Annotated in this window: 14 protein-coding genes; 1 reads left to right on the top strand and 13 read right to left on the bottom strand. The window is 75.5% G+C overall.

The genetic code is table 11. The features are described 5' to 3' along the window. Positions 1-67 precede the first annotated feature (67 nt). From priA to E1B22_RS08210, 11 genes are all read right to left on the bottom strand, one after another. Complete coding sequence (gene priA / locus E1B22_RS08260) at positions 68-2,527, bottom strand: primosomal protein N' (RefSeq protein WP_135225267.1); 2,460 nt, start codon at positions 2,525-2,527, stop codon at positions 68-70. Beyond that, the gene (coaBC, locus tag E1B22_RS08255) at positions 2,524-3,927 is read right to left on the bottom strand and encodes a bifunctional phosphopantothenoylcysteine decarboxylase/phosphopantothenate--cysteine ligase CoaBC (protein WP_135225266.1); all 1,404 of its coding nucleotides are present in this window, start codon (positions 3,925-3,927) and stop codon (positions 2,524-2,526) included. Before coaBC ends, priA begins: the two co-directional genes overlap by 4 nt. 1 nt (position 3,928) lies before the next feature. Then, positions 3,929-4,159 (bottom strand): DNA-directed RNA polymerase subunit omega, encoded by a 231-nt coding sequence (gene rpoZ / locus E1B22_RS08250; protein ID WP_135225265.1) that lies wholly within the window; start codon positions 4,157-4,159, stop codon positions 3,929-3,931. Positions 4,160-4,417: 258 nt separating this feature from the next. Then, the gene (gene gmk / locus E1B22_RS08245; RefSeq protein WP_135225264.1) at positions 4,418-5,095 is read right to left on the bottom strand and encodes a guanylate kinase; all 678 of its coding nucleotides are present in this window, start codon (positions 5,093-5,095) and stop codon (positions 4,418-4,420) included. Positions 5,096-5,103: 8 nt separating this feature from the next. After that, entirely contained in the window at positions 5,104-5,358 is a 255-nt protein-coding gene (gene remA / locus E1B22_RS08240) for an extracellular matrix/biofilm regulator RemA (RefSeq protein ID WP_013495332.1), read from the bottom strand. A gap of 269 nt (positions 5,359-5,627) precedes the next feature. Next, positions 5,628-6,509, bottom strand: a complete 882-nt coding sequence (locus E1B22_RS08235) for a YicC/YloC family endoribonuclease (RefSeq protein ID WP_243123261.1) — start codon at positions 6,507-6,509, stop codon at positions 5,628-5,630. A gap of 74 nt (positions 6,510-6,583) precedes the next feature. Next, on the bottom strand, positions 6,584-7,399 hold the full coding sequence (locus E1B22_RS08230) for a DUF402 domain-containing protein (protein ID WP_167758896.1): 816 nt from the start codon (positions 7,397-7,399) through the stop codon (positions 6,584-6,586). A gap of 53 nt (positions 7,400-7,452) precedes the next feature. Beyond that, entirely contained in the window at positions 7,453-8,622 is a 1,170-nt protein-coding gene (locus E1B22_RS08225) for an LL-diaminopimelate aminotransferase (protein ID WP_135225261.1), read from the bottom strand. Positions 8,623-8,746: 124 nt separating this feature from the next. Continuing rightward, entirely contained in the window at positions 8,747-9,613 is an 867-nt protein-coding gene (dapF, locus tag E1B22_RS08220) for a diaminopimelate epimerase (protein WP_167758964.1), read from the bottom strand. Positions 9,614-10,186: 573 nt separating this feature from the next. Continuing rightward, on the bottom strand, positions 10,187-10,366 hold the full coding sequence (locus E1B22_RS08215; RefSeq protein ID WP_135225260.1) for a hypothetical protein: 180 nt from the start codon (positions 10,364-10,366) through the stop codon (positions 10,187-10,189). Positions 10,367-10,383: 17 nt separating this feature from the next. Beyond that, positions 10,384-13,212, bottom strand: coding sequence for a cation-translocating P-type ATPase (locus tag E1B22_RS08210; RefSeq protein WP_135225259.1), 2,829 nt, complete (start codon positions 13,210-13,212; stop codon positions 10,384-10,386). Between the two features lie 886 nt (positions 13,213-14,098). Between E1B22_RS08210 and E1B22_RS08205 the strand changes: the two genes are divergently transcribed. Next, positions 14,099-14,617: a hypothetical protein gene (locus E1B22_RS08205; protein ID WP_243123260.1), complete on the top strand. Its 519-nt coding sequence runs from the start codon at positions 14,099-14,101 to the stop codon at positions 14,615-14,617. Positions 14,618-14,901: 284 nt separating this feature from the next. Here E1B22_RS08205 and E1B22_RS08200 read toward each other — a convergent pair whose 3' ends face one another. Continuing rightward, the gene (locus E1B22_RS08200; RefSeq protein WP_135225257.1) at positions 14,902-16,587 is read right to left on the bottom strand and encodes a methionine synthase; all 1,686 of its coding nucleotides are present in this window, start codon (positions 16,585-16,587) and stop codon (positions 14,902-14,904) included. Positions 16,588-16,711: 124 nt separating this feature from the next. Next, the gene (locus tag E1B22_RS08195; protein WP_135225256.1) at positions 16,712-17,818 is read right to left on the bottom strand and encodes an NAD/NADP-dependent octopine/nopaline dehydrogenase family protein; all 1,107 of its coding nucleotides are present in this window, start codon (positions 17,816-17,818) and stop codon (positions 16,712-16,714) included. Positions 17,819-17,843: the final 25 nt, after the last annotated feature.

Genomic DNA, 17,843 nt, shown 5'->3' with positions numbered 1-17,843 from the left:
ATCCCTCCCATCCAACTTCGATTTTACCTGTTCCCAGGGCCCGCACGACCGGCGGGGACGCGCCGGGCTATAGCATGCTGAAGGGATCCACGTCCAGCTGGACCTGCACGTCCCGCGGCCACGCCTCGCGCAGCCGCTCCATCACCGCCCGGGTGGCGGCCCGCAGGGCCGCGCCGTCGACGGCCCGGGCCAGGACGTGCCAGCGCCAGCGACCGCGCAACCGCTCGATGGGCGCCGGGGCCGCGGGGGTGACCCGTGCCCCCGGCACCGCCGCCTCGTCCACCGCCCGCCGCCACGCGGCCGCCAGCCGGCTGGCCGCCTGTTCCACCGGCGCCCGTTCGGGCCCGGCCACCACCGCGCGGATCAGATGCCCGAAGGGCGGAAACCCTAGCTCGCGGCGCTCCGCGGCCTCCAGGCGGTACATCGCCCGGTAGTCGTGGCGCGCCACCGCCTGGAGGCAGGGATGGTCGGGGCTGTAGGTCTGGATCAGCACCAGGCCGCGCCGGGGCCCGCGCCCCGCTCGGCCCGCCACCTGCTCCAACAGCTGGAACGTGCGCTCCTGCCGTCGGAAGTCGGGCATGTGCAGCGCGGTGTCGGCTGACACCACGCCGACCAGGGTCACGCCGGGGACGTCCCAGCCCTTGGCGATCATCTGGGTGCCGATCAAGATGTCGATCTGCCCCGCGGCGAACCGCCGGTAGATGGCCTCGTGGGTGCCGCGCCGGGCGGTGACGTCCGCGTCCATGCGCTGGATGCGGGCGCCGGGGAAGAGGCGCCGGGCGGCCTCCTCCACCTTCTGGGTGCCGAGCCCGAAGGGGTGAAGGGCCACGCCCCCGCAGCGGGGGCACAGCGCCGGCGGCACCTGGCGGTGGTCGCAGTAGTGGCACCGGCAGACCCGCCGCCCCGAGGCCAGCTGATGCACGGTCAGCGTGACGTCGCAGTGGGGACAGCGCAGGACGAACCCGCACTCCCGGCAGAGGAGCACGGTGTGGTAGCCGCGGCGGTTGAGGAAGAGCAGCACCTGCTCGCCCGCGGCCAGCCGCTGCCGCAGCAGGTCCACGAGGCGGCGGCTGAAGAGGGCGCGATGCCCCAGCCCGAACTCCCGCCGCATGTCCACGATCTCCACCGCGGGCAGGGGGCGCTCGCCGATGCGCCGCCCCAGCTCCAGCAGCCCCAGTTCGCCCTCCAGGGCCCGGTGGTACGTCTCGACCGCGGGGGTGGCGCTGCCCAGGATCACCATCGCCCCCTCCAGCCGCGCCCGGGCCAGGGCCACCTCCCGCGCGTGGTACCGCGGCGCCTCCTCCTGCTTGTAGCTGGTCTCGTGCTCCTCGTCCACCACGATCAGGCCGAGGTTGGGCACGGGGGCGAAGACCGCGGAGCGCGCCCCCACCACCACCGGCTTGCGCCCGGCGCGGATGGCCCGCCAGGTGGCGAGCCGCTGGGCCGGGGTCATGGCGCTGTGCAGCACCGCCACCCGCGAGCCGAAGCGGGCCCGGAAGCGCGCCACGGTCTGCGGCGTCAGGGCGATCTCCGGCACCAGGCAGATGGCGCCGCGGCCCCGGGCCAGCGCCGCGGCGATGGCCCGCAGGTAGATCTCCGTCTTGCCGCTGCCGGTGACGCCGTGCAGGAGGAAGGCCGCGGGCTCGGTCGCCGGCCCGCCGCGGGCCGCGCCGGGGCCGGTTCCCCGGCCGCGGCGGGCGGCGACGCCCCCGCCGGACGGCGGGGCGTCGCCGCCCGCCGCGTCGCCCAGCACGGCCGCCAGGGCCGCCTCCAGGCGGCGCCAGGCCGCCGCCTGCTCCGGCGTCAGAGCCGGCGGCCGCGCCGCCGGCTCTGACGCCGCGGCCGGTTCGTCCGGCTCCGGCTCGCGCTCCTCCACGGCGACCCACCCCTTGCGGGCCAGCGCCTTGACCGCCTCTGGGCCCGCCCCGGCGGCCGCCAGCAGCGGCCCCTGGGGCACCGCGGCGGGAGCCGCCTGGGCGAGGCGCTCCAGCACCGCGGCCTGCCGCGGCGCCCGCCGGGCCAGGGTCTCGGCCCGATGGCGGGCCTCCGCCGGGTCCAGCAGCAGGCGCACCCAACGGCGGGGCGCCAGGCGCACCCGATCGCCGCGCGCCCCGGGGGGCAACATGGCGCGCAGCGCCTGGACGAACAGGCAGAGGTAGCGGTCCTCCATCCAGCGGGCGAGATCGATGAGGGCGGGGGTCAGGACGGGGACGGGATCGCGCAGGGCGGCGATGGGGCGCAGGCGCTCAGGCGGCACGCCCGGCTGCTCGGTGAAGCCCACCACGGTCCCCTCCACCCGACGGGGGCCGAAGGGCACGGTCACCCGGTGTCCCACCTCCAGCCGGTCCCGGAGTCCCGGAGGCACGAGGAAGTGGAACACGCGGTCCACGTCGGGGGCGACGATGTCGACCACCACCTCCGCCACGGGGGGACACCGGCCGTCGGCGGCCGTCCCCCCGGCGCCGGACGGCGCGGACCCGGCGGCGATGGCCGCCGGGTCCGATCCCCCCGTCCGCGGCGTGGTCACGACCCTGCGCCTCCCCTCGCGGTCCCGCCGCCGGATCCGCGGGACTTGGCCATCGGTGGCGCCGACGGCGCCGCGCCCCGCCCCGCGGCGACGTCCCGCCGCTCCCCGTCCCGCGACGGCTCGCCGGCCTCCGTCCCGGTGCGGTCGCCGGCGTCGGCCTCCCGCCGGACGCGTGGCCAAGGCAGCCGGTCCAGGATGGCGTCGGCCACCTGGCGCTTCGGCATGGGCGGCAGCGCCTCGTGGCGACCGTCGCGGTAGACCAGGGTGACGATGTTGGTGTCGACCTCGAACCCGGCGCCGGGCTGGGTCACGTCGTTGAGGACGATCAGATCCAGGTTCTTCTCCCGGATCTTGCGGTTGGCGTTCTCCAGCAGGTCCTGGGTCTCGGCGGCGAACCCGACCAGCACCTGGCCCGGCGCCTTGCGGCGCCCCAGCTCCTTGAGGATGTCGGGCGTCGGCTCCAGCTCCACCACCGGCGCCCCCGCCTCCTTCTTGATCTTGTGGGCCGCCGGGCGAGCCGGCCGGAAGTCGGCGACGGCCGCCGCCTTGATGACCGCGTCGGCCGCCGGCGCGTGGCGCAGCACCGCCTCCAGCATCTGGGCCGCCGTCTCCACCCGGATTACCTGCACCCCGGCGGGGTCGGGGAGGTGGACGGGACCGGTCACCAGGACCACCCGGGCGCCGCGGTCGCGGGCCGCCTCGGCCAGGGCGAAGCCCATCTTGCCGGACGAGCGGTTGCTCAGGAAGCGGATGGGGTCCAGGGGCTCCCGCGTCGGACCGGCGGTGACCAGCACCGTCCGGCCCTCCAGGTCGCGACGCGCCGCCAACAGGGCCTCGGCCCGCGCGACGATGGCGGCCGGCTCGGGCATGCGCCCGACCCCGGCGTACCCCTCCGCCAACGGGCCGTGCTCCGGATCCATGACCCGGTATCCCCACGCCCGCAGCCGCGCCACGTTGGCCTGGACCGCCGGGTGCGCCCACATGTGGCTGTTCATCGCCGGCGCCAGCAGCACCGGCACCCGCAGGCCGGTGGCCAGGATCACCGTGGTGAGGAGGTCGCCGGCCATCCCCGCCGCCAGCTGGCCCAGCAGGTGCGCGGTGGCCGGCGCCACGATCACCAGGTCGGCCTCGTCGGCCAGGCGCACGTGCTCCACGCCGCGTCGCGGCGTCCAGAGGTCGTCGGCGGTGTAGACCGGCTCATGGGTGAGGGCGGCGAAGGTCAAGGGCGTGACGAAGCGGGCGGCCCCGGCGGTCAGGATCGTCACCACCCGGGCCCCCCGCTCCTGCAGACGGCGGGCCAGCTCTGCCGCCTTGTAGGCGGCGATCCCGCCCGACACCCCGAGGATCACCCGCCGCTCGGCCAGGGGGCTGGCGTGCGGCGTCCCCTCCCCCGGCGCCATCTCACTTGATGCCCGCCTTGCCCGGCACGTAGGAGAGCTTGCCCGCCGCCAGCTCCTCCAGGGCCACCGTGACCGGCTTGGCCGCCTGGGACTCGACCACCGGCTCCGCGCCGTCCACCAGCTGACGGGCACGCCGCGCGGCCAGGACGACCAGGGTGTACTTGCTGTCCACCTTCTCCAGCAACTCGTCCAGGGTGACCCGGGGAGACTCGCCCCGCTTCTGACGCTCCATCGCCCCTTCGTCCCCCTTTCCCTCTCCCGCCCCGGACCGGCCGCTGCCCGAGCGGTCCCGGGACGCGGTGACGGCCTCGTGCACCGGACTGCCGGCCGCGGAGCCGGCCCTTGCCCGACCCCCCGCGGCCCCCTTGGCCGACGGACCCGCCCACGACGGTAGGCATGCCCGCAGCTCCACCCGCCGCCCGTGGCCCGCGTCGGCCGCCCGGGCCAGGTTGCGGGCGGCTGACCGACCGCTGCCCCGCACCACGGCCCGCTAGCCGCCGATGCGCCCGCCCGCCCGCACCTGCTCCACCAGGTGCCGCTGCCGGCGGGCCCGCAGCTTCTCGGCCCGGATGATGGCCAGGATGTCGTCGGCGGCCCGGTCCGGGTCGTCGTTGACCACCACGTAGTCGTACCGGTCGACGCAGGCCATCTCCATGTCGGCGCTGGCCAGCCGCTGGCGCCTGGCCTCCGGGGATTCGGTGCCCCGCCGTTCCAGCCGCCGCTTGAGCTCCGCCAGCGACGGCGGCATCGCAAAGATATACACCGCCTCGGGGTAGATGTCCATCAGCTTGAGGGCGCCCTGGACGTCCTTCTCGCAGATCACGTCGCGGCCCTCGCGGAGCCAGGTCTCCATGGGCTCCCGGGGCGTGCCGTAGTAGTTGCCGTAGACCCGCGCCCACTCCACCAGCTCGCCGGCCTCCACCAGCCGCTGGAACTCCTCGGGCGTCACGAAGTGGTAGTCCACGCCGTCCACCTCGTGGGGCCGCCGCGGCCGGGTGGTCACCGAGACGGCGTAGAGCAGATCGGGCAGGCGCTGCTGCAGCCGTTCGCGGATCGTGCCCTTGCCGGCCCCCGAGGGTGCGGAGAGGACGATCATCAAGCCCGGCCAGGGATCGCCGTCGCTGCGGCGCCGGCCGGTCCGGGCGGCATCCCTTCGGCCCGCTTCCATGGCCTCCCTCACTCGCCCTCACGCGCGCTGAGCAGGCGATGGGCCACCGTCTCGGGCTGGACGGCCGACAGGATGATGTGGTTGCTGTCGGCGATGATCACCGCCCGCGTCCGTCGCCCGTAGGTCGCGTCGATGAGCCGCCCGTCGTCGCGCGCCTCGCTGACCATGCGCTTGATGGGCGCGGACTCCGGGCTGACGATGGCGACGATGCGATGGGCCGAGACGATGTTGCCGAAGCCGATGTTGACCAGCTTGATGTCCATGGACGAACCGTCCCTTCCCTTCCCGCCCGCCTTGCGACCGGGTCTCCTGACCCTCGTGGGTCTCCCGACCCTCGTGCTGCCGATGTGGGTCTCCCGACCCTCGTGCTTCGCTCCGGCCTCCGCCGCGCCGCACCGCGCGGCACCGCCGCCCTGGGCGACCGCGACCGGCCGCCCCACCCGCCGCGCATCGCCCCCTCGGGCGGACCCGGCCCCTTCGGACGAACCCGGCCCCCCGGGGCCGGTGTCCCGGCCATGCCCCCGCTCCCCCGTCACTCCACGTTCTGCACCTGCTCCCGCATCTTCTCCAGCTCGGCCTTCACGTCGACCACCCGACCCGCGATCTCCAGGTCCCCGGCCTTGGCCCCGATGGTGGTGATCTCGCGGTGCATCTCCTGCAGCAGGAACTCCAGGCGCCGTCCCACCGGACCGCCCCCCGCCAGCAGCGCCCGGAACTGACGGCAGTGGCTGCGCAGCCGGACGCACTCCTCGCTGATGTCGCTGCGCTCGGCCATCAACGCCACCTCGGCGGCGATCCGCTGGGGGTCGACGGCCTGGAGGCCCCACTCCTCGAGCCGGGCCTGCAGTCGCCGGTGATAGGCCTCCACCACCGCCGGCGCCCGCCCCGCGATGGCCTCCACCTGGCGCTCCACCCGGGCGGCGCGTTCTTCCAGGTCGCGGGTGAGGACGCGGCCCTCGGCCTCGCGCATGGCGACCACCTGTCCCAGCGCCTCGGCCAGGGCCGGCTCCAGGTCGCCCCACAGGGCATCCACGTCGTCCTCGGCATGCTCCACCCGCAGGATGTCGGGGAGGCCGAGCAGCATGTCGACGTCGATGCTGCCCGGCAGGCGCAAGGACCGCCGCAGCTCCTTCAACGCCTCATAATACGCGTGCGCCAGTTCCCTGTCAACGTGAATCGCCCTGACGGGCGATGTCAGGCGATCCACGCGCACGGACACGTCGACACGCCCGCGTTCGATGTGCTGCGCCACCGCACGCCGGATCCTCTCTTCGAGGCCGGCGTACTCCCGCGGGAGTCGCACGGCCACGTCGAGAAAGCGGTGGTTGACCGTGCGGACCTCCACCCCCAGCCGGTACTGCCCCGATTGGGCGCTGGCGCGCCCAAACCCCGTCATGCTGCGGACCACGCCCATCCTCCCCGCTACGGTGTGCTCCCGAGCCGGCCGCCGCGGGCGCGGGGGCGCCGTCCCGCGCGGCGGCCGGTCCCCTAGCCCGGGGCCCGCTCCCGGCCCGCCGTCCCAGGCTGGCGGTGGTCCGCACCAGGCGCCACCGGGACCGTCCCGGCCCCGTCGAGGGCCCGTTCCAGATCGTCCCACGGGACGAGCCCGGCCACGAAGGCCTGCGCGTCCCTCGCCAACCGGACGGCCAGGCGGCGCGCGGCGGCGATCCACGCGGCCCGGTCGACCGTCCCCGTGGCCTCGTCAGGCCCGGCGCCAGCGCTTCGCGCCGGGCCGCCCGCCCCGGCGTCTGGACCGGCGCCCGCCGTCGCGGACCCGCACCGCGCAGTCCCGCGGCCCCGGCCGCCCAGGCCGAGCAGGTGCCGGAACTCGGCGCGATCCAGCCACCGCCACCGGCCGTCCGGCAACACCACCGCGTCCAGCACCCCGTCCACGTACACGAGCCGCGGCCTGCCGGCGCCCGCCGGCGGGCGCCGGCAGGCCGCCGTCCCCGCCTCCGCCAACCGGGCCGGCGTCGCCAGGTTCACGTAGTATCCCTTGAGCCGCCGGGCGCCGCGCCGCAGGCGGCCCGCGGGCTCTGGCGCCGCCACCCGGAAGACGTTGTACCACCGGTCGGCCCAGTACACCTCGAGCAGGCGGTCGCCGGGCGCGAAGGTCAGGGGACCCGCCTGGGTGGGCCTGCGGGTCCAGATCGCGGCCACGCACCACCAACCCGGCCCCTCGACCATCACGCCCTGCCAGGTGGCCTTGAGACCCCCCGTGGCGAGCCGAGCCTCGACCTCCACCTCGGTCACGGGCCGGCTCGGACCGCCGGCCGCGGGGCCTGCGCACGGCGGACGCGCCATGGCCATCCCGTCCCCGGCGAAACGAGGCCCTGGTGGCACCGCACCCGATCCCCTCAGGCCAGCACGCGCTGCAAGCGTTCCATGGCCTCGGCCAGGCGGTCGTCGGGGACCGTGAGCGAGATGCGGAAGTACCCCGCCCCGTGATCGCCGTAGGCTGAACCCGGCGAGACCACGACGCCCGCCTCCTTGAGCAGGAACGTCGCGAACTCCCCGTCGCTGGCGAAGCGCTGCGGCACCCGGGCCCAGACGTAGAAGGTGGCCCGCGGCCGCGAGGCCTGGATGCCCGCGGCGGCCAGGGCGTCCAGCACCAACCGCCGCCGCCGGTCGTAGAGCTCCGCCAGCCGCTGGAACCAGGTGGGCGGCGTCTCCTCCAGGGCCACGATGGCCGCCTCCTGGATCGCGGTGAACTGACCGGAGTCGGTGTTGGTCTTCAGCGTGGCCAGCGGCCGCAGGAGGTCGGCACGTCCCACGGCGAAGCCGATGCGCCAGCCCGTCATGTTGTAGGGCTTGGACAGGCTGTGGAACTCCAGGGCCACATCGCGGGCGCCGTCGACCTGGAGGATGCTGGGGGCGCGGTAACCCGGCTCGCCCACCTCGCTGTAGGCCGCGTCCTGGACCACCAGCACGTCGTGGGCGCGGGCGAACTCCACCACCCGGCGGTAGAAGGCCTCGTCCGCCACGGCCCCGGTGGGGTTGTTCGGGTAGTTGAGGAAGAGGAGCTTGGCCCGTCGCGCCACGTCGGCGGGGACGCGATCCAGGTCGGGCAGCCAGCCGCGTTCCTCCTGAAGGGGCACGACGTACGGCTCGCCCCCCGCCAGCAGGGTGTGGGCCTTGTACACCGGGTAGCCGGGGTCCGGCACCAGCACCACGTCGCCGGGGTCCACGTAGGCCCAGATCAGGTGCGCCAGGCCCTCCTTGGAGCCGATCAGGGCCAGCACCTCGCCCTCGGGATCCAGCTCGACGCCGAAGCGGCGGCGGAACCAGCGGGCCACCGCCTCGCGGAACCGTCGCGAACCGGCGTAGCTCGGGTAGGGATGGTTGGCCGGGTCCGCCGCCGCCCGCTGCAGGGCCGCGACGATGTGGGGGGGCGTGGGCTGATCGGGATCGCCGATGCCGAGGCTGATCACGTCGACGCCGCGGGCCGCGGCCTCGGCCTGCATGCGGTCCAGTTCGGCGAAGAGATAGGGGGGGATGCGCTCGAGCCGTCGCGCCGGCCGCACCATGGGCTCCACCTCCTGCGCCTGGTTGCCGGGGACCCGGAGCGGTCCAGGCCCCGCCGCGGATCTCGGCCGGCCCCGGCCGTGCCGGCGTGGGCGCAGCCGGGGCACCGCCAGCCGGCCGCTGGCCTCAGTGGGGGTCGTAGGTGATCTCCGCGACGTAGGCCGCGGGCCCCGTCATGGACACGTGTCCGTCCTCCTCCCAGCGGATCTCCAGCGGCCCGCCGGGCAGCTCCACGGTCACCTGGCGGCCCGTGCGGCCGGTCACCGCCCCGGCCACCGCCACGGCACAGGCCCCGGTGCCGCACGCCAGGGTCGGCCCCGAGCCCCGCTCCCACACCCGCACCCGGACGCGCGAGGGGCCGAGCACCTGGGCGAAGTGGGTGTTCACCCGCTGGGGGAAGGCGGGGTGGTGCTCGAAGGCCGGACCCAGCCGCTGGAGATCGACGGCGTCGACGTCGTCGACGAAGACCACGCAGTGGGGGTTGCCCATAGAGACCGCGGTCACGATGAACTCCTCCGCCGAGCCGGCGCCCGTCGCCACCCGGAGGGGCACCTCGACGGCCCGCTCCGTGGCCGGACCCGCCATGGGGATCGCCCCCCGCTCGAGGCGCGGCACCCCCATGTCCACCGTGACCGCCTCCACCCGGCCGTCCACCAGGTGGAGCCGCGGCCGGATGGCCCCTGCCTTGGTCTCCACGACGAACTCGGTGTCGCGGGTGTAGCCGCGGTCGAACACCAGCCGCGCCAGGCAGCGGATGCCGTTGCCGCACATCTCGCCCTCGGACCCGTCGGCGTTGAAGATCCGCATGCGGAACTGGGCCTCGCGGTCCCGCGGCGGCAGGACCAGGATCAACCCGTCGCTGCCGATGCCGAAGTTGCGGTCGCTGACGGCCCGGGCCAGTTCGGGCAGGACCTCGTCGGGGGGGACCGGTCCGGCCATCCCGTCGAGGAACAGGTAGCTGTTGCCCAGGCCGTGCATCTTGGTCAGCCGCACCGGGCCTGCCGCCTTCACGGCGGCCACCTCCTCCGGTTTTTGGAAAGAAAAAGGCGGCCGCAGGCACCGCCCCGGAGGCCGCGACCCCCACCCGCTGGTGCACCGTCCCCGCCGGCTCCCGGGGATGCCGCCCGGGGTTCCTCCGCTGCCCGCCCCACCCCGTGGACGGGGTCGCCGCGGGAAGGGCGGGGATCGCCTGGGCGGCTCCCGGCGTCGGCACGTCCACCCCGACGCCGGAGCCACCGCCCGGCGACGTGCGGGCGCCCCCGGGGCTCCCGGGTACGCAGGAGCGCCGGCAGGGACGTCGGTCCCCACAGGCCTCCGGTGGCTCGCGGCCCCGGCCGGGAGCGGCCGGGGCCGCGGCGCGGTCGCGCAAGACTCATGTTAGCATACTCTGCCGCCGGTGCCACGAATCCTGCCGCGGTGGACGCGCCCGTCCCAGATCGTCGCCCCACGGCTCCCCTGGGCCCGTCAGCGCCCGGACCGGCCCGCGCCGGCCCCGGGCGCATGGTCCCGGGCGACACCCCCGGCGGAGTCCTCCCAGTCCGTGCGGGTTCGTCGAGCTTCCCCAACTCATGCGGGTTCGTCCGGCTGGAAGCGCACGCCGTGAACCACCGCCAGCGTCAACCAGGCGAAGAAGAAGAAGAAGATGAGGACGCCGAGGGGCACGTGGTACGCCCGGAGCTCGACATGGCGATTCGAGGCCAGTCCGAGCCGCAACGGCCCATGGGTGGGCCGCCGGCCGGTCCGCACCCCGCGGCGCCCCCGGGTCAGGTCCTGCGCACCTCAGCCCCCACGGACGACGGCAACCCGCCCAGCAGATGCCGCCGCACCAGCAACGGGACCCACGGCAAGAGGACCCCGCCCAGCACCGTCACCCAGTCGCCGGGCCGCAGGGGCACCGTGTAGAAGGAACGGGCCAGCGGCTCCCAGTAGATCACCGCCAGCAGCACCGCCACCGACGACGCCACCGCCGCCACCAGGGCGGGGTTGGCGGACAGGGGCACGTCGAAGGCCGACCGCCGCTCCGAGCGGCAGTCGAAGACGTGCAGCATCTGGCTCAGGACGAGACCCGCCAGGGCCATGGTCCGGCCGCGCTCGAGGTCGCCGCCCGCCCAGCCGAGGACGAACAGGGCCAGCGTCGTCAGCCCGATGACCACCCCGCGCACCACGATCCGCCGCCCCAGGCCCCCGGCGAAGAGGCTCTCCTGCGGGTGGCGCGGGGGCCGGTTCATCACGTCGGGTTCCGCCGGTTCCAGGCCCAGGGCCACCGCGGGCAGACCGTCGGTGACCAGGTTGACCAGCAGGATGTGGATGGGCCGCAGGGGCAGCGGCAGGCCCACCAGCAGGGCCAGGAACATCACCAGGATCTCCCCGGTGTTGCAGGCCAGCAGATACCGGATGAACTTGCGGATGTTGTCGTAGATGGCCCGCCCCTGCTCGATGGCCGCCACGATGGAGGCGAAGTTGTCGTCGGTGAGGATCATGTCCGCCGCCTCGCGGGTGACGTCGGTGCCCGTGCGGCCCATGGCGATGCCGATGTGGGCCTCCTTGAGGGCGGGGGCGTCGTTGACGCCGTCCCCCGTCATCCCCACCACCTCGCCCCGGCGCTTCAGGGCGCGGACGATCCGCAGCTTGTGCTCGGGCGCCACCCGCGCGAAGACGCTGACCTCGGCCACCCTGCGGGCCAGCTGCTCGTCGTCCAGGGCCTCCAGCTCCCGGCCCTCCACCACCGGGTCGCCCTCCCGCAGCAGCCCCAGCTCGCGGCCGATGGCGGCGGCCGTGCGGGGGTGGTCGCCGGTGACCATCACGGGCCGGATCCCCGCCTGGCGGCAGCGCACGATGGCCGCGGGGACCTCGGCGCGCGGCGGGTCCATCAGGCCGATCAGCCCCACCAGCACCAGGTCCCGCTCCACGATCCCCTCGTCCTCGGGGTCGCGGCCCGGCTCCAGCGGCCGGACCGCCACGGCCAGCACCCGCAGCGCCTGCTCGGCCATGGCCGCCGCGGCGGCCGCCATGCGGCGGCGGTCGGCCTCGGCCAGCGGGGCCGGCCGATCACCCCGCCAGACGAACCGGCACCGCGCCAGGATCACCTCGGGGGCGCCCTTGACGTAGCCGGTGGGGCGGCCGCGTTCGTCCAGACAGACCACCGCCATGCGGCGGCGCTCCGCGGTGAAGGGGTGCTCCGCCAGGCGGGGACGCTCCCGCTGCAGGCGGCGGGCGTCGATCCCTCCCGCCCAGGCGGCCTTGACCAGGCCGACCTCCGTGGGATCGCCGACCGGGTCGTCGGAGGCGGAGACGGGCACCGCGTTGTTGCACAGGGCCACGGCCTCGAGGAGCCGCCGGAGCTCGCCGGCGGCGCCGGCCCGCGGAACCGGCGGCGGATCCCATCCACCGGGACCGGGTGCCCGGCCGCGGCCCGGGCTCTCCAACCCTGGCGCGGGCCGCCAGGGCTCCCCCTCCCCGCTCCGCTCGAAGACGCCGCTGGCCGTCACCGCGCGCCGGGCGGTCATGCGGTTCTCCGTCAACGTCCCCGTCTTGTCCGAGCAGATCACGGTGGTACAGCCCAGGGTCTCCACCGCCGGCAGACGGCGGATGACGGCGTGGGCCTGGACCATCCGCTGGACGCCGAGGGCCAGGACGATGGTGACCACCGCCGGCAGCCCCTCGGGCACGGCGGCGACGGCGAGGCTGACCCCGGCGAGGAACATCGGGGCCAGGCCCTGCCCCTGGATCAACCCCAACGCCACCACCACCGCGCAGACCGCCAGGGCGGCGGTGACCAGCACCCGACCCAGGTGGGCCAGGCGCCGCTGCAGCGGGGTCGGCTCCGTCTCCGCGGTCTGCAGGAGGTCGGCGATGCGCCCCATCTCGGTGGCCATGCCGGTCGCCACCACCACCGCGCGGGCGCGGCCGCGGGACACGGTGGTCCCCTGGTAGACCATGGTCGTCCGCTCCGCCAGGGGCGCGTCGGGCGGGCACGCGGCGGCGGCCGACTTGGCGACGGGCCGGGACTCGCCCGTCAGGGCCGCCTCTTCCACCGCCAGGCTGTGGCTCTCGAGGAGGCGCGCGTCGGCGGGGACGCGGTCGCCGGCCTCGAGCAGGATCAGATCGCCCGGGACCAGGTCGGAGGCCGGCACCACGCGGCGCTGACCGTCGCGGACCACGCGGGCCTGGGGCGCCGCCAGCGCCTTGAGGGCCTCCAGGGCCTGCTCGGCCCTGTGCTCGTGCAGGAACCCCAGGAGGGCGTTGACGATCACGATGGCCACGATGGTGACGGCGTCCGCCCGCTCGCCCAGGGCGGCGGACAGCGCCGCCGCCCCCACCAGGACCAGGACCAGGACGTCCTGGAACTGGACGGCCAGCTTGCGCCAGAGGGGATCCCGCCGCGCGGGGCGAAGCCGATTGGGGCCGTACCGCTGCAGCCGGCGGTCGGCCTCGGCGGGGGTGAGCCCTCGCTCCCCGTCGCTGGCCAGCGCCTCCAGGCAGCGATCGGCCGGCCAGGCGTGCCAGGGCGGCGCCTCCCCCCGCGACCCGGCGGCGGGGCCGGAGCGAGCCTGCGAGCCGTGGGCGGAAGGGCGATGCGGCCAACGTACCACGCCTCTCGCCTCCTGCGGACCCGGGGTCGTCGTCGGCGCCGGGGGCGCCGGAGCCGGGGCGCAGCCCCGCGCGGGACCGGGTGGCGGCGGCTGCGTGCGGGCATGCGCGGCATGCGCGGCATGGAGCGGACCGCTCCTGCACCTGCCCAATCCACGGCCCGGCGCGGCCGGCGGGAGCCGCCGGCCGCGCCGGGCCGTGTGCCCCGGTCGCCCACCATGCCTATGCCGCCCCTCCGGGGCCTATGCGCCGTTCCTAGGCCGGGGGCGCATCAGGACCGCCTGGGACGCCGGGCGAAAGCGCTCGCGACGACTCGCGCCGGGGGATCGCACCCCGGACCCCAAGCCAGACCGTGGCACCCGGAGCCCGGCGGCCTTCCGGCCGCCGGCGCCTGTGGGGGATCGGCGTCCGCCCCGACCCGGGGCGTCCTCGGCGGACCGTGGCGGACGGCGCATCGAGCCGGTGCGCGAGCCCACACGCCAGCGTCCCGCGCCCCGCCGCGGCGATGGCGCCCCGTCGGGGCCATGGACCGCCATGGCTCCAGACGCGCGTCGGGGACCCGCAGGGGTCCCCCGCGGCTGGGCATTGGGCGCCGGGCGCCATCGGCGACGGGCGACGCCGACGGCCCGCGCCGACGACCCGCGCCGCGGGGGATGGCTTCCGCCCGGCCGGGGCGGCGGCCCGACCGGGGCTTGGCGCCGGCGGGCGCCCGTGCCCGGCCGCTGGGCCGGCCGGGTACGGGCGCCGGTCGCCGTCGGCCTCGGTCGGGCAGGCCCGGACCGGGAACCGGCTTGCGGAGGGAGGCGTCCAACGGGTAGCAAGAGGGTAGGCGCCCGCCCGGGCACCGACCCGCGGGGACGGGGCGCCGGACGGAGGGATCGGGTGAGGATGGGACGCGGGCATCGGCGCATGGTGGCGTTGTTCCTGGCAGTCGCCGTGGTGGCGGGGCTGGGCGGCTGCGCCGCCCTCGGCACCGGCGGCCCGGCGGTCAGCGGCCCCGGTGGTGCGCCGGCCGGGGACGGCCAGGGCGCTGCGCCCCCCAGGGGAAGCGACGCCGGGACAGGGGGCGGCGCGGAGGTGGAGGGCGTGACGCTCACGGCCGACAAGGCGCGGTATCGGCCCGGTGAGCCCATGGCGCTGACCGTGCACAACGGGACGTCGGACGAGATCCAGTTGACCGGTGCCCTGGGCGGTCTCAAGGGATGGCGGGTCACCGCGGCAGGCCGACAGCCCTGGGACCACGGGATGGCGGAGACGACGGCGCTGGTGCCGGTCCGGGCCGGTCAGTCCGTGCGCCTCGGTCCCGTGCCCGCCCCGGCGGAACCCGGCCGGTACGTCCTCGAGGTCCGCTTCTTCCATCGAGGGGGAGGCCCCGCCACCGTCGCCGTCGAGGTGGAGGTCGAGTAGGCCCCTGGCGGCCGCGGTCAAGCGACGGGTCGGGTGCCCGGCCCCGTCGCCGCCAGGGGGAGGCCGGGTCGGCGCCCCCAGGCACCCCGCGGCGAGCCCAGGAAGCCTCCTGGCAGATTATGCCATTGCGGCGCGGCCTCCATGTCGCTGACGCAGACCAGCCCCTCCGCGGAAGACCCCCGGAAGCGGCCGTCATTCGGTGCGACCCCGAGAGCGTCCACCGCCCGCGACCCCGGCACGCCCGCGCCGGGGCGCCGCCCCGCGGCGTCCCCCCGCCGGGCACATCACGCCGACGGCGGGGGCGCCGGGGTGCCGGCCATCGCCCGCTCGTAATCCGCGAACACCCGGGCGATGCGTTCCTCCTCCCGCAGCGGGCGGCCGGTGGCCGGATCCACCGCCACGCAGGCCCCGCCCACCATGCGCGTCCGCATCTTCCCGCGGGCCGCCTTGTTGCCCATGAGGTGCGGCGCATCCAGCAGCCCCATCTCCACCGCCAGCTTGAGCGTCGCCGGGTCCGTCCACGGATCGCCCGTCCCCCCCGGCGCCAGGGAGCGGATCGCCTCCAGCAGCTGCCGCGCCTCCTGCACCAGCTGGTTCTTCCGCTCCTGGATGTCGGGGTCGCGCAGCATGTCGGGCAGGCCGTGGACCGCGTTGCGGATGGCCTGCTCCGCGATGCGGCAGGAGGCGATGACGTCCTCGGCCGTGGCGGCGTGGCTCGCCTCGGTGTAGGCCACCACGTGCACGATGTGGGGCTGGAGGGCCATCTGGACCGTCACCGAGGAGGCGATCTGCCCCTTGGCCCGGTCCAGGTCCGCCGGGTAGCTGGACAGTCCCGTGCGCGTCTCGCGCAGCACGCGGAACCGGGCGCCTTCGAGCTCGCCCACGAGCTCCAGCTTGGCCAGCATCTTGGCCAGGTCCATCTTGAACGACGTGCCCGGCGGGTTGTTGAACATCAGCTGCTGGACGTAGGTGCGCACGCCGCACCGGTAGGCGTTGTACGCCGCCAGGAAGGCCGCGGCCACGGCGACGGTGTCCGGCGCGTCCCGCAGGCTCCAGTGGTGGGATTCGTTCATCTCCACCGGGATGCCGTGGCGCGCGTGCCAGTGCATCAGTTCCTGCGCCTCGGCGATGGACTCGTCCAATGGCCGCCGGCTGCGCCCGTCCAGCTGGCTGTACCAGAAGAGCGGCACCGCGCACCAGGCGTTGTTGATGGTCTCCTTCAGCATCGCCGCCCACTTCAGGGTGTCGCGGGTGCCGCTGTAGCAGCGCATCAGCGGGTAGTTGCCCCGCCGCGACGCCTGGTAGATGGCCCGCAGGTCGTCGGGGGTGCGGACCGGCACGCCCCCGGCGCCGTGTTCGTCCGGGTCCATCTCCTCGGGGCGGAAGAAGTGCTCCTGGGCGTTCTGGTCGGTACCCAGGGAGATCACGTCCAGGCACCGGGCCTCGGCGATGGCCTCCACGCCCCGGATGGTCGCCTCCACCGACGGCAAACCGAAGTGGTGGCGCAGGATGGGGTACGGGTGCTTGAACTCGATGCGCCCCACCAGGGTCTGCGGGTAGTCGACCTCGTCCTGGCGGGTCGGCCCGCCCCGCAGGTAGGCGATGATCTCGTCGACGGTGGTGTCGGCGTCGAACACCGCCTCGAACAGGCCGAGGCGTCGGGCGTAGTCGCAGACGGCGCCGACGCCGCCGAAGATGAAGCGCTTGTGGGCGAGGCCCATGCGCTCGGCCTTGTCCTTGAGCTCCGCCAGCACCCGGGCGCCGGTCTCCGGCGTCAGGCGGTAGCCCACGGCGATGATGTCGGGATCGTCCTCGAGGGCGGCGCCCAAGAGCTCGTCGACGGGCACCGCCGGCCCGAGGCAGAAGGTCGCGTAGCCCTGGGCCTCCGCCAGATGGAGGAAGTTGACCACGCCGGCCACGTGGACGCAATCGCCCACCGCCGCGCCCAGGATCTTCGGCTTGCGGCCCATGGACCTCACCTCCAGGGAAGCGATGACGCCCTCGGCCCGCGTTGCGGGGCCGGGCGACGGGACGATGGCTCCGGGTCGCGGCTGACGACGGGACGATGGCTCCGGTTCGCGACGCCCGCGAACCTCACACCACCAGGGCCTCGTCGAGCTCGCCCAGGGTGACCCAGCGGCGGATCTGCTCGGCGCTCATGCCGCGGAGTCCCATGTGCCCCAGGGTGCGCCCCGTGCGCCAGAAGTCCGTGCCCCGGAGGGCGCCGGCCAGGTGGATGACGCCGTCCATGACCGGGGTCGGGACGCCCAGGCGCCGCCCGAGGGCGGCCATGGGCACCAGGCTGGCGGGGACGTCCTCGTCCAGATAGCGATGGGCCAGGGTCGCGGGCGCCGCGATGCCCCGGTAGGTGGGATTGCCCTGGACGGCTTCGTAGAGATCGTGCCCCTGGGCCCCATAGGTCTCGGCCAGCCACTGGCGGGCGGTGCGCAGCTGCAGGCCAAGGGCGGACGCCACCGCCAGCCGCTCGGCGTCCAGCGCCTCGACGACCCGGGCCACCGCCGGCGTGATGCCCTGGCGGTAGTACTCGAAGGGCTCGCCGGCCTCCACCCGCCCCGCGTTGAGGAGCAGCGGCGCCGGATGGAACACCGCGCCGACGTTGTCCAGGCTGGTCTCCAGGACGCTCTCGGCCGCGCTGAACAGCGGCAGCACCTCCCGCAGGGCCGCCAGGAGCTCGGCGTTGCGCACCGCCGGCAGCGCCGCCGCCCGCACCCGGTGCTTGAACCCGTAGATCCGCACCCGCGCGGGTCCCGTCACCCGGCTGGCGAAGAGCAGGGTCTGCGCCTCGCCGACCAGCACGTCGGCCCGGTTCCCCGCGGCGCGCAAGGCCGCGTGGAACTCCAGCGCTCCGCCCGTTCGTCCCGGGTGCAGGACCACCACCTGCCCGTCGCCGAGGAAGGGCGCGCACCAGGCGGCCACCTGGCGGTGGGCGGTGGCGGGGACCACGACCATGACCAGCCGGAAGCGCCGCAACTCGGGGCCGACGGTGCAGGCGACGCGTTCCACCGGCCCGAAGCCCCGGACCTCGCCCTCGAGGTGGATGCCGCGTTGCGCCGCGATGGGCTCCAGGGCCGCCGCCGAGCGGTTGTAGAGCGTGACCCGGAACCCCAGCAGGCCTAGATAGGCGGCCATCGCCTGGCCGCCGTGGCCCGCTCCGATGACGGCCACGCGTCGCGTGCGCATGGGACGCCCTCCCTTCCCCGAGCCC

Origin of the sequence: Thermaerobacter sp. FW80, from assembly GCF_004634385.1 — a bacterium.
Classification (GTDB): domain Bacteria; phylum Bacillota; class Sulfobacillia; order Thermaerobacterales; family Thermaerobacteraceae; genus Thermaerobacter; species Thermaerobacter composti.
The sequence above is the reverse complement of the archived record's forward strand: the minus strand, read 5'-3'. Positions and strand labels throughout refer to the sequence as shown.

What these genes read in the sequence shown, in the direction of transcription:
- coaBC (WP_135225266.1), bottom strand. Translation starts at nt 3,927, where the DNA reads ATGGCGCCGGGGGAGGGGACGCCGCACGCCAGCCCCCTGGCCGAGCGG.
- rpoZ (WP_135225265.1), bottom strand. Translation starts at nt 4,159, where the DNA reads ATGGAGCGTCAGAAGCGGGGCGAGTCTCCCCGGGTCACCCTGGACGAG.
- gmk (WP_135225264.1), bottom strand. Translation starts at nt 5,095, where the DNA reads ATGGAAGCGGGCCGAAGGGATGCCGCCCGGACCGGCCGGCGCCGCAGC.
- remA (WP_013495332.1), bottom strand. Translation starts at nt 5,358, where the DNA reads ATGGACATCAAGCTGGTCAACATCGGCTTCGGCAACATCGTCTCGGCC.
- E1B22_RS08235 (WP_243123261.1), bottom strand. Translation starts at nt 6,509, where the DNA reads ATGGGCGTGGTCCGCAGCATGACGGGGTTTGGGCGCGCCAGCGCCCAA.
- E1B22_RS08230 (WP_167758896.1), bottom strand. Translation starts at nt 7,399, where the DNA reads ATGGCGCGTCCGCCGTGCGCAGGCCCCGCGGCCGGCGGTCCGAGCCGG.
- E1B22_RS08225 (WP_135225261.1), bottom strand. Translation starts at nt 8,622, where the DNA reads ATGGTGCGGCCGGCGCGACGGCTCGAGCGCATCCCCCCCTATCTCTTC.
- E1B22_RS08205 (WP_243123260.1), top strand. Translation starts at nt 14,099, where the DNA reads ATGGGACGCGGGCATCGGCGCATGGTGGCGTTGTTCCTGGCAGTCGCC.
- E1B22_RS08200 (WP_135225257.1), bottom strand. Translation starts at nt 16,587, where the DNA reads ATGGGCCGCAAGCCGAAGATCCTGGGCGCGGCGGTGGGCGATTGCGTC.
- E1B22_RS08195 (WP_135225256.1), bottom strand. Translation starts at nt 17,818, where the DNA reads ATGCGCACGCGACGCGTGGCCGTCATCGGAGCGGGCCACGGCGGCCAG.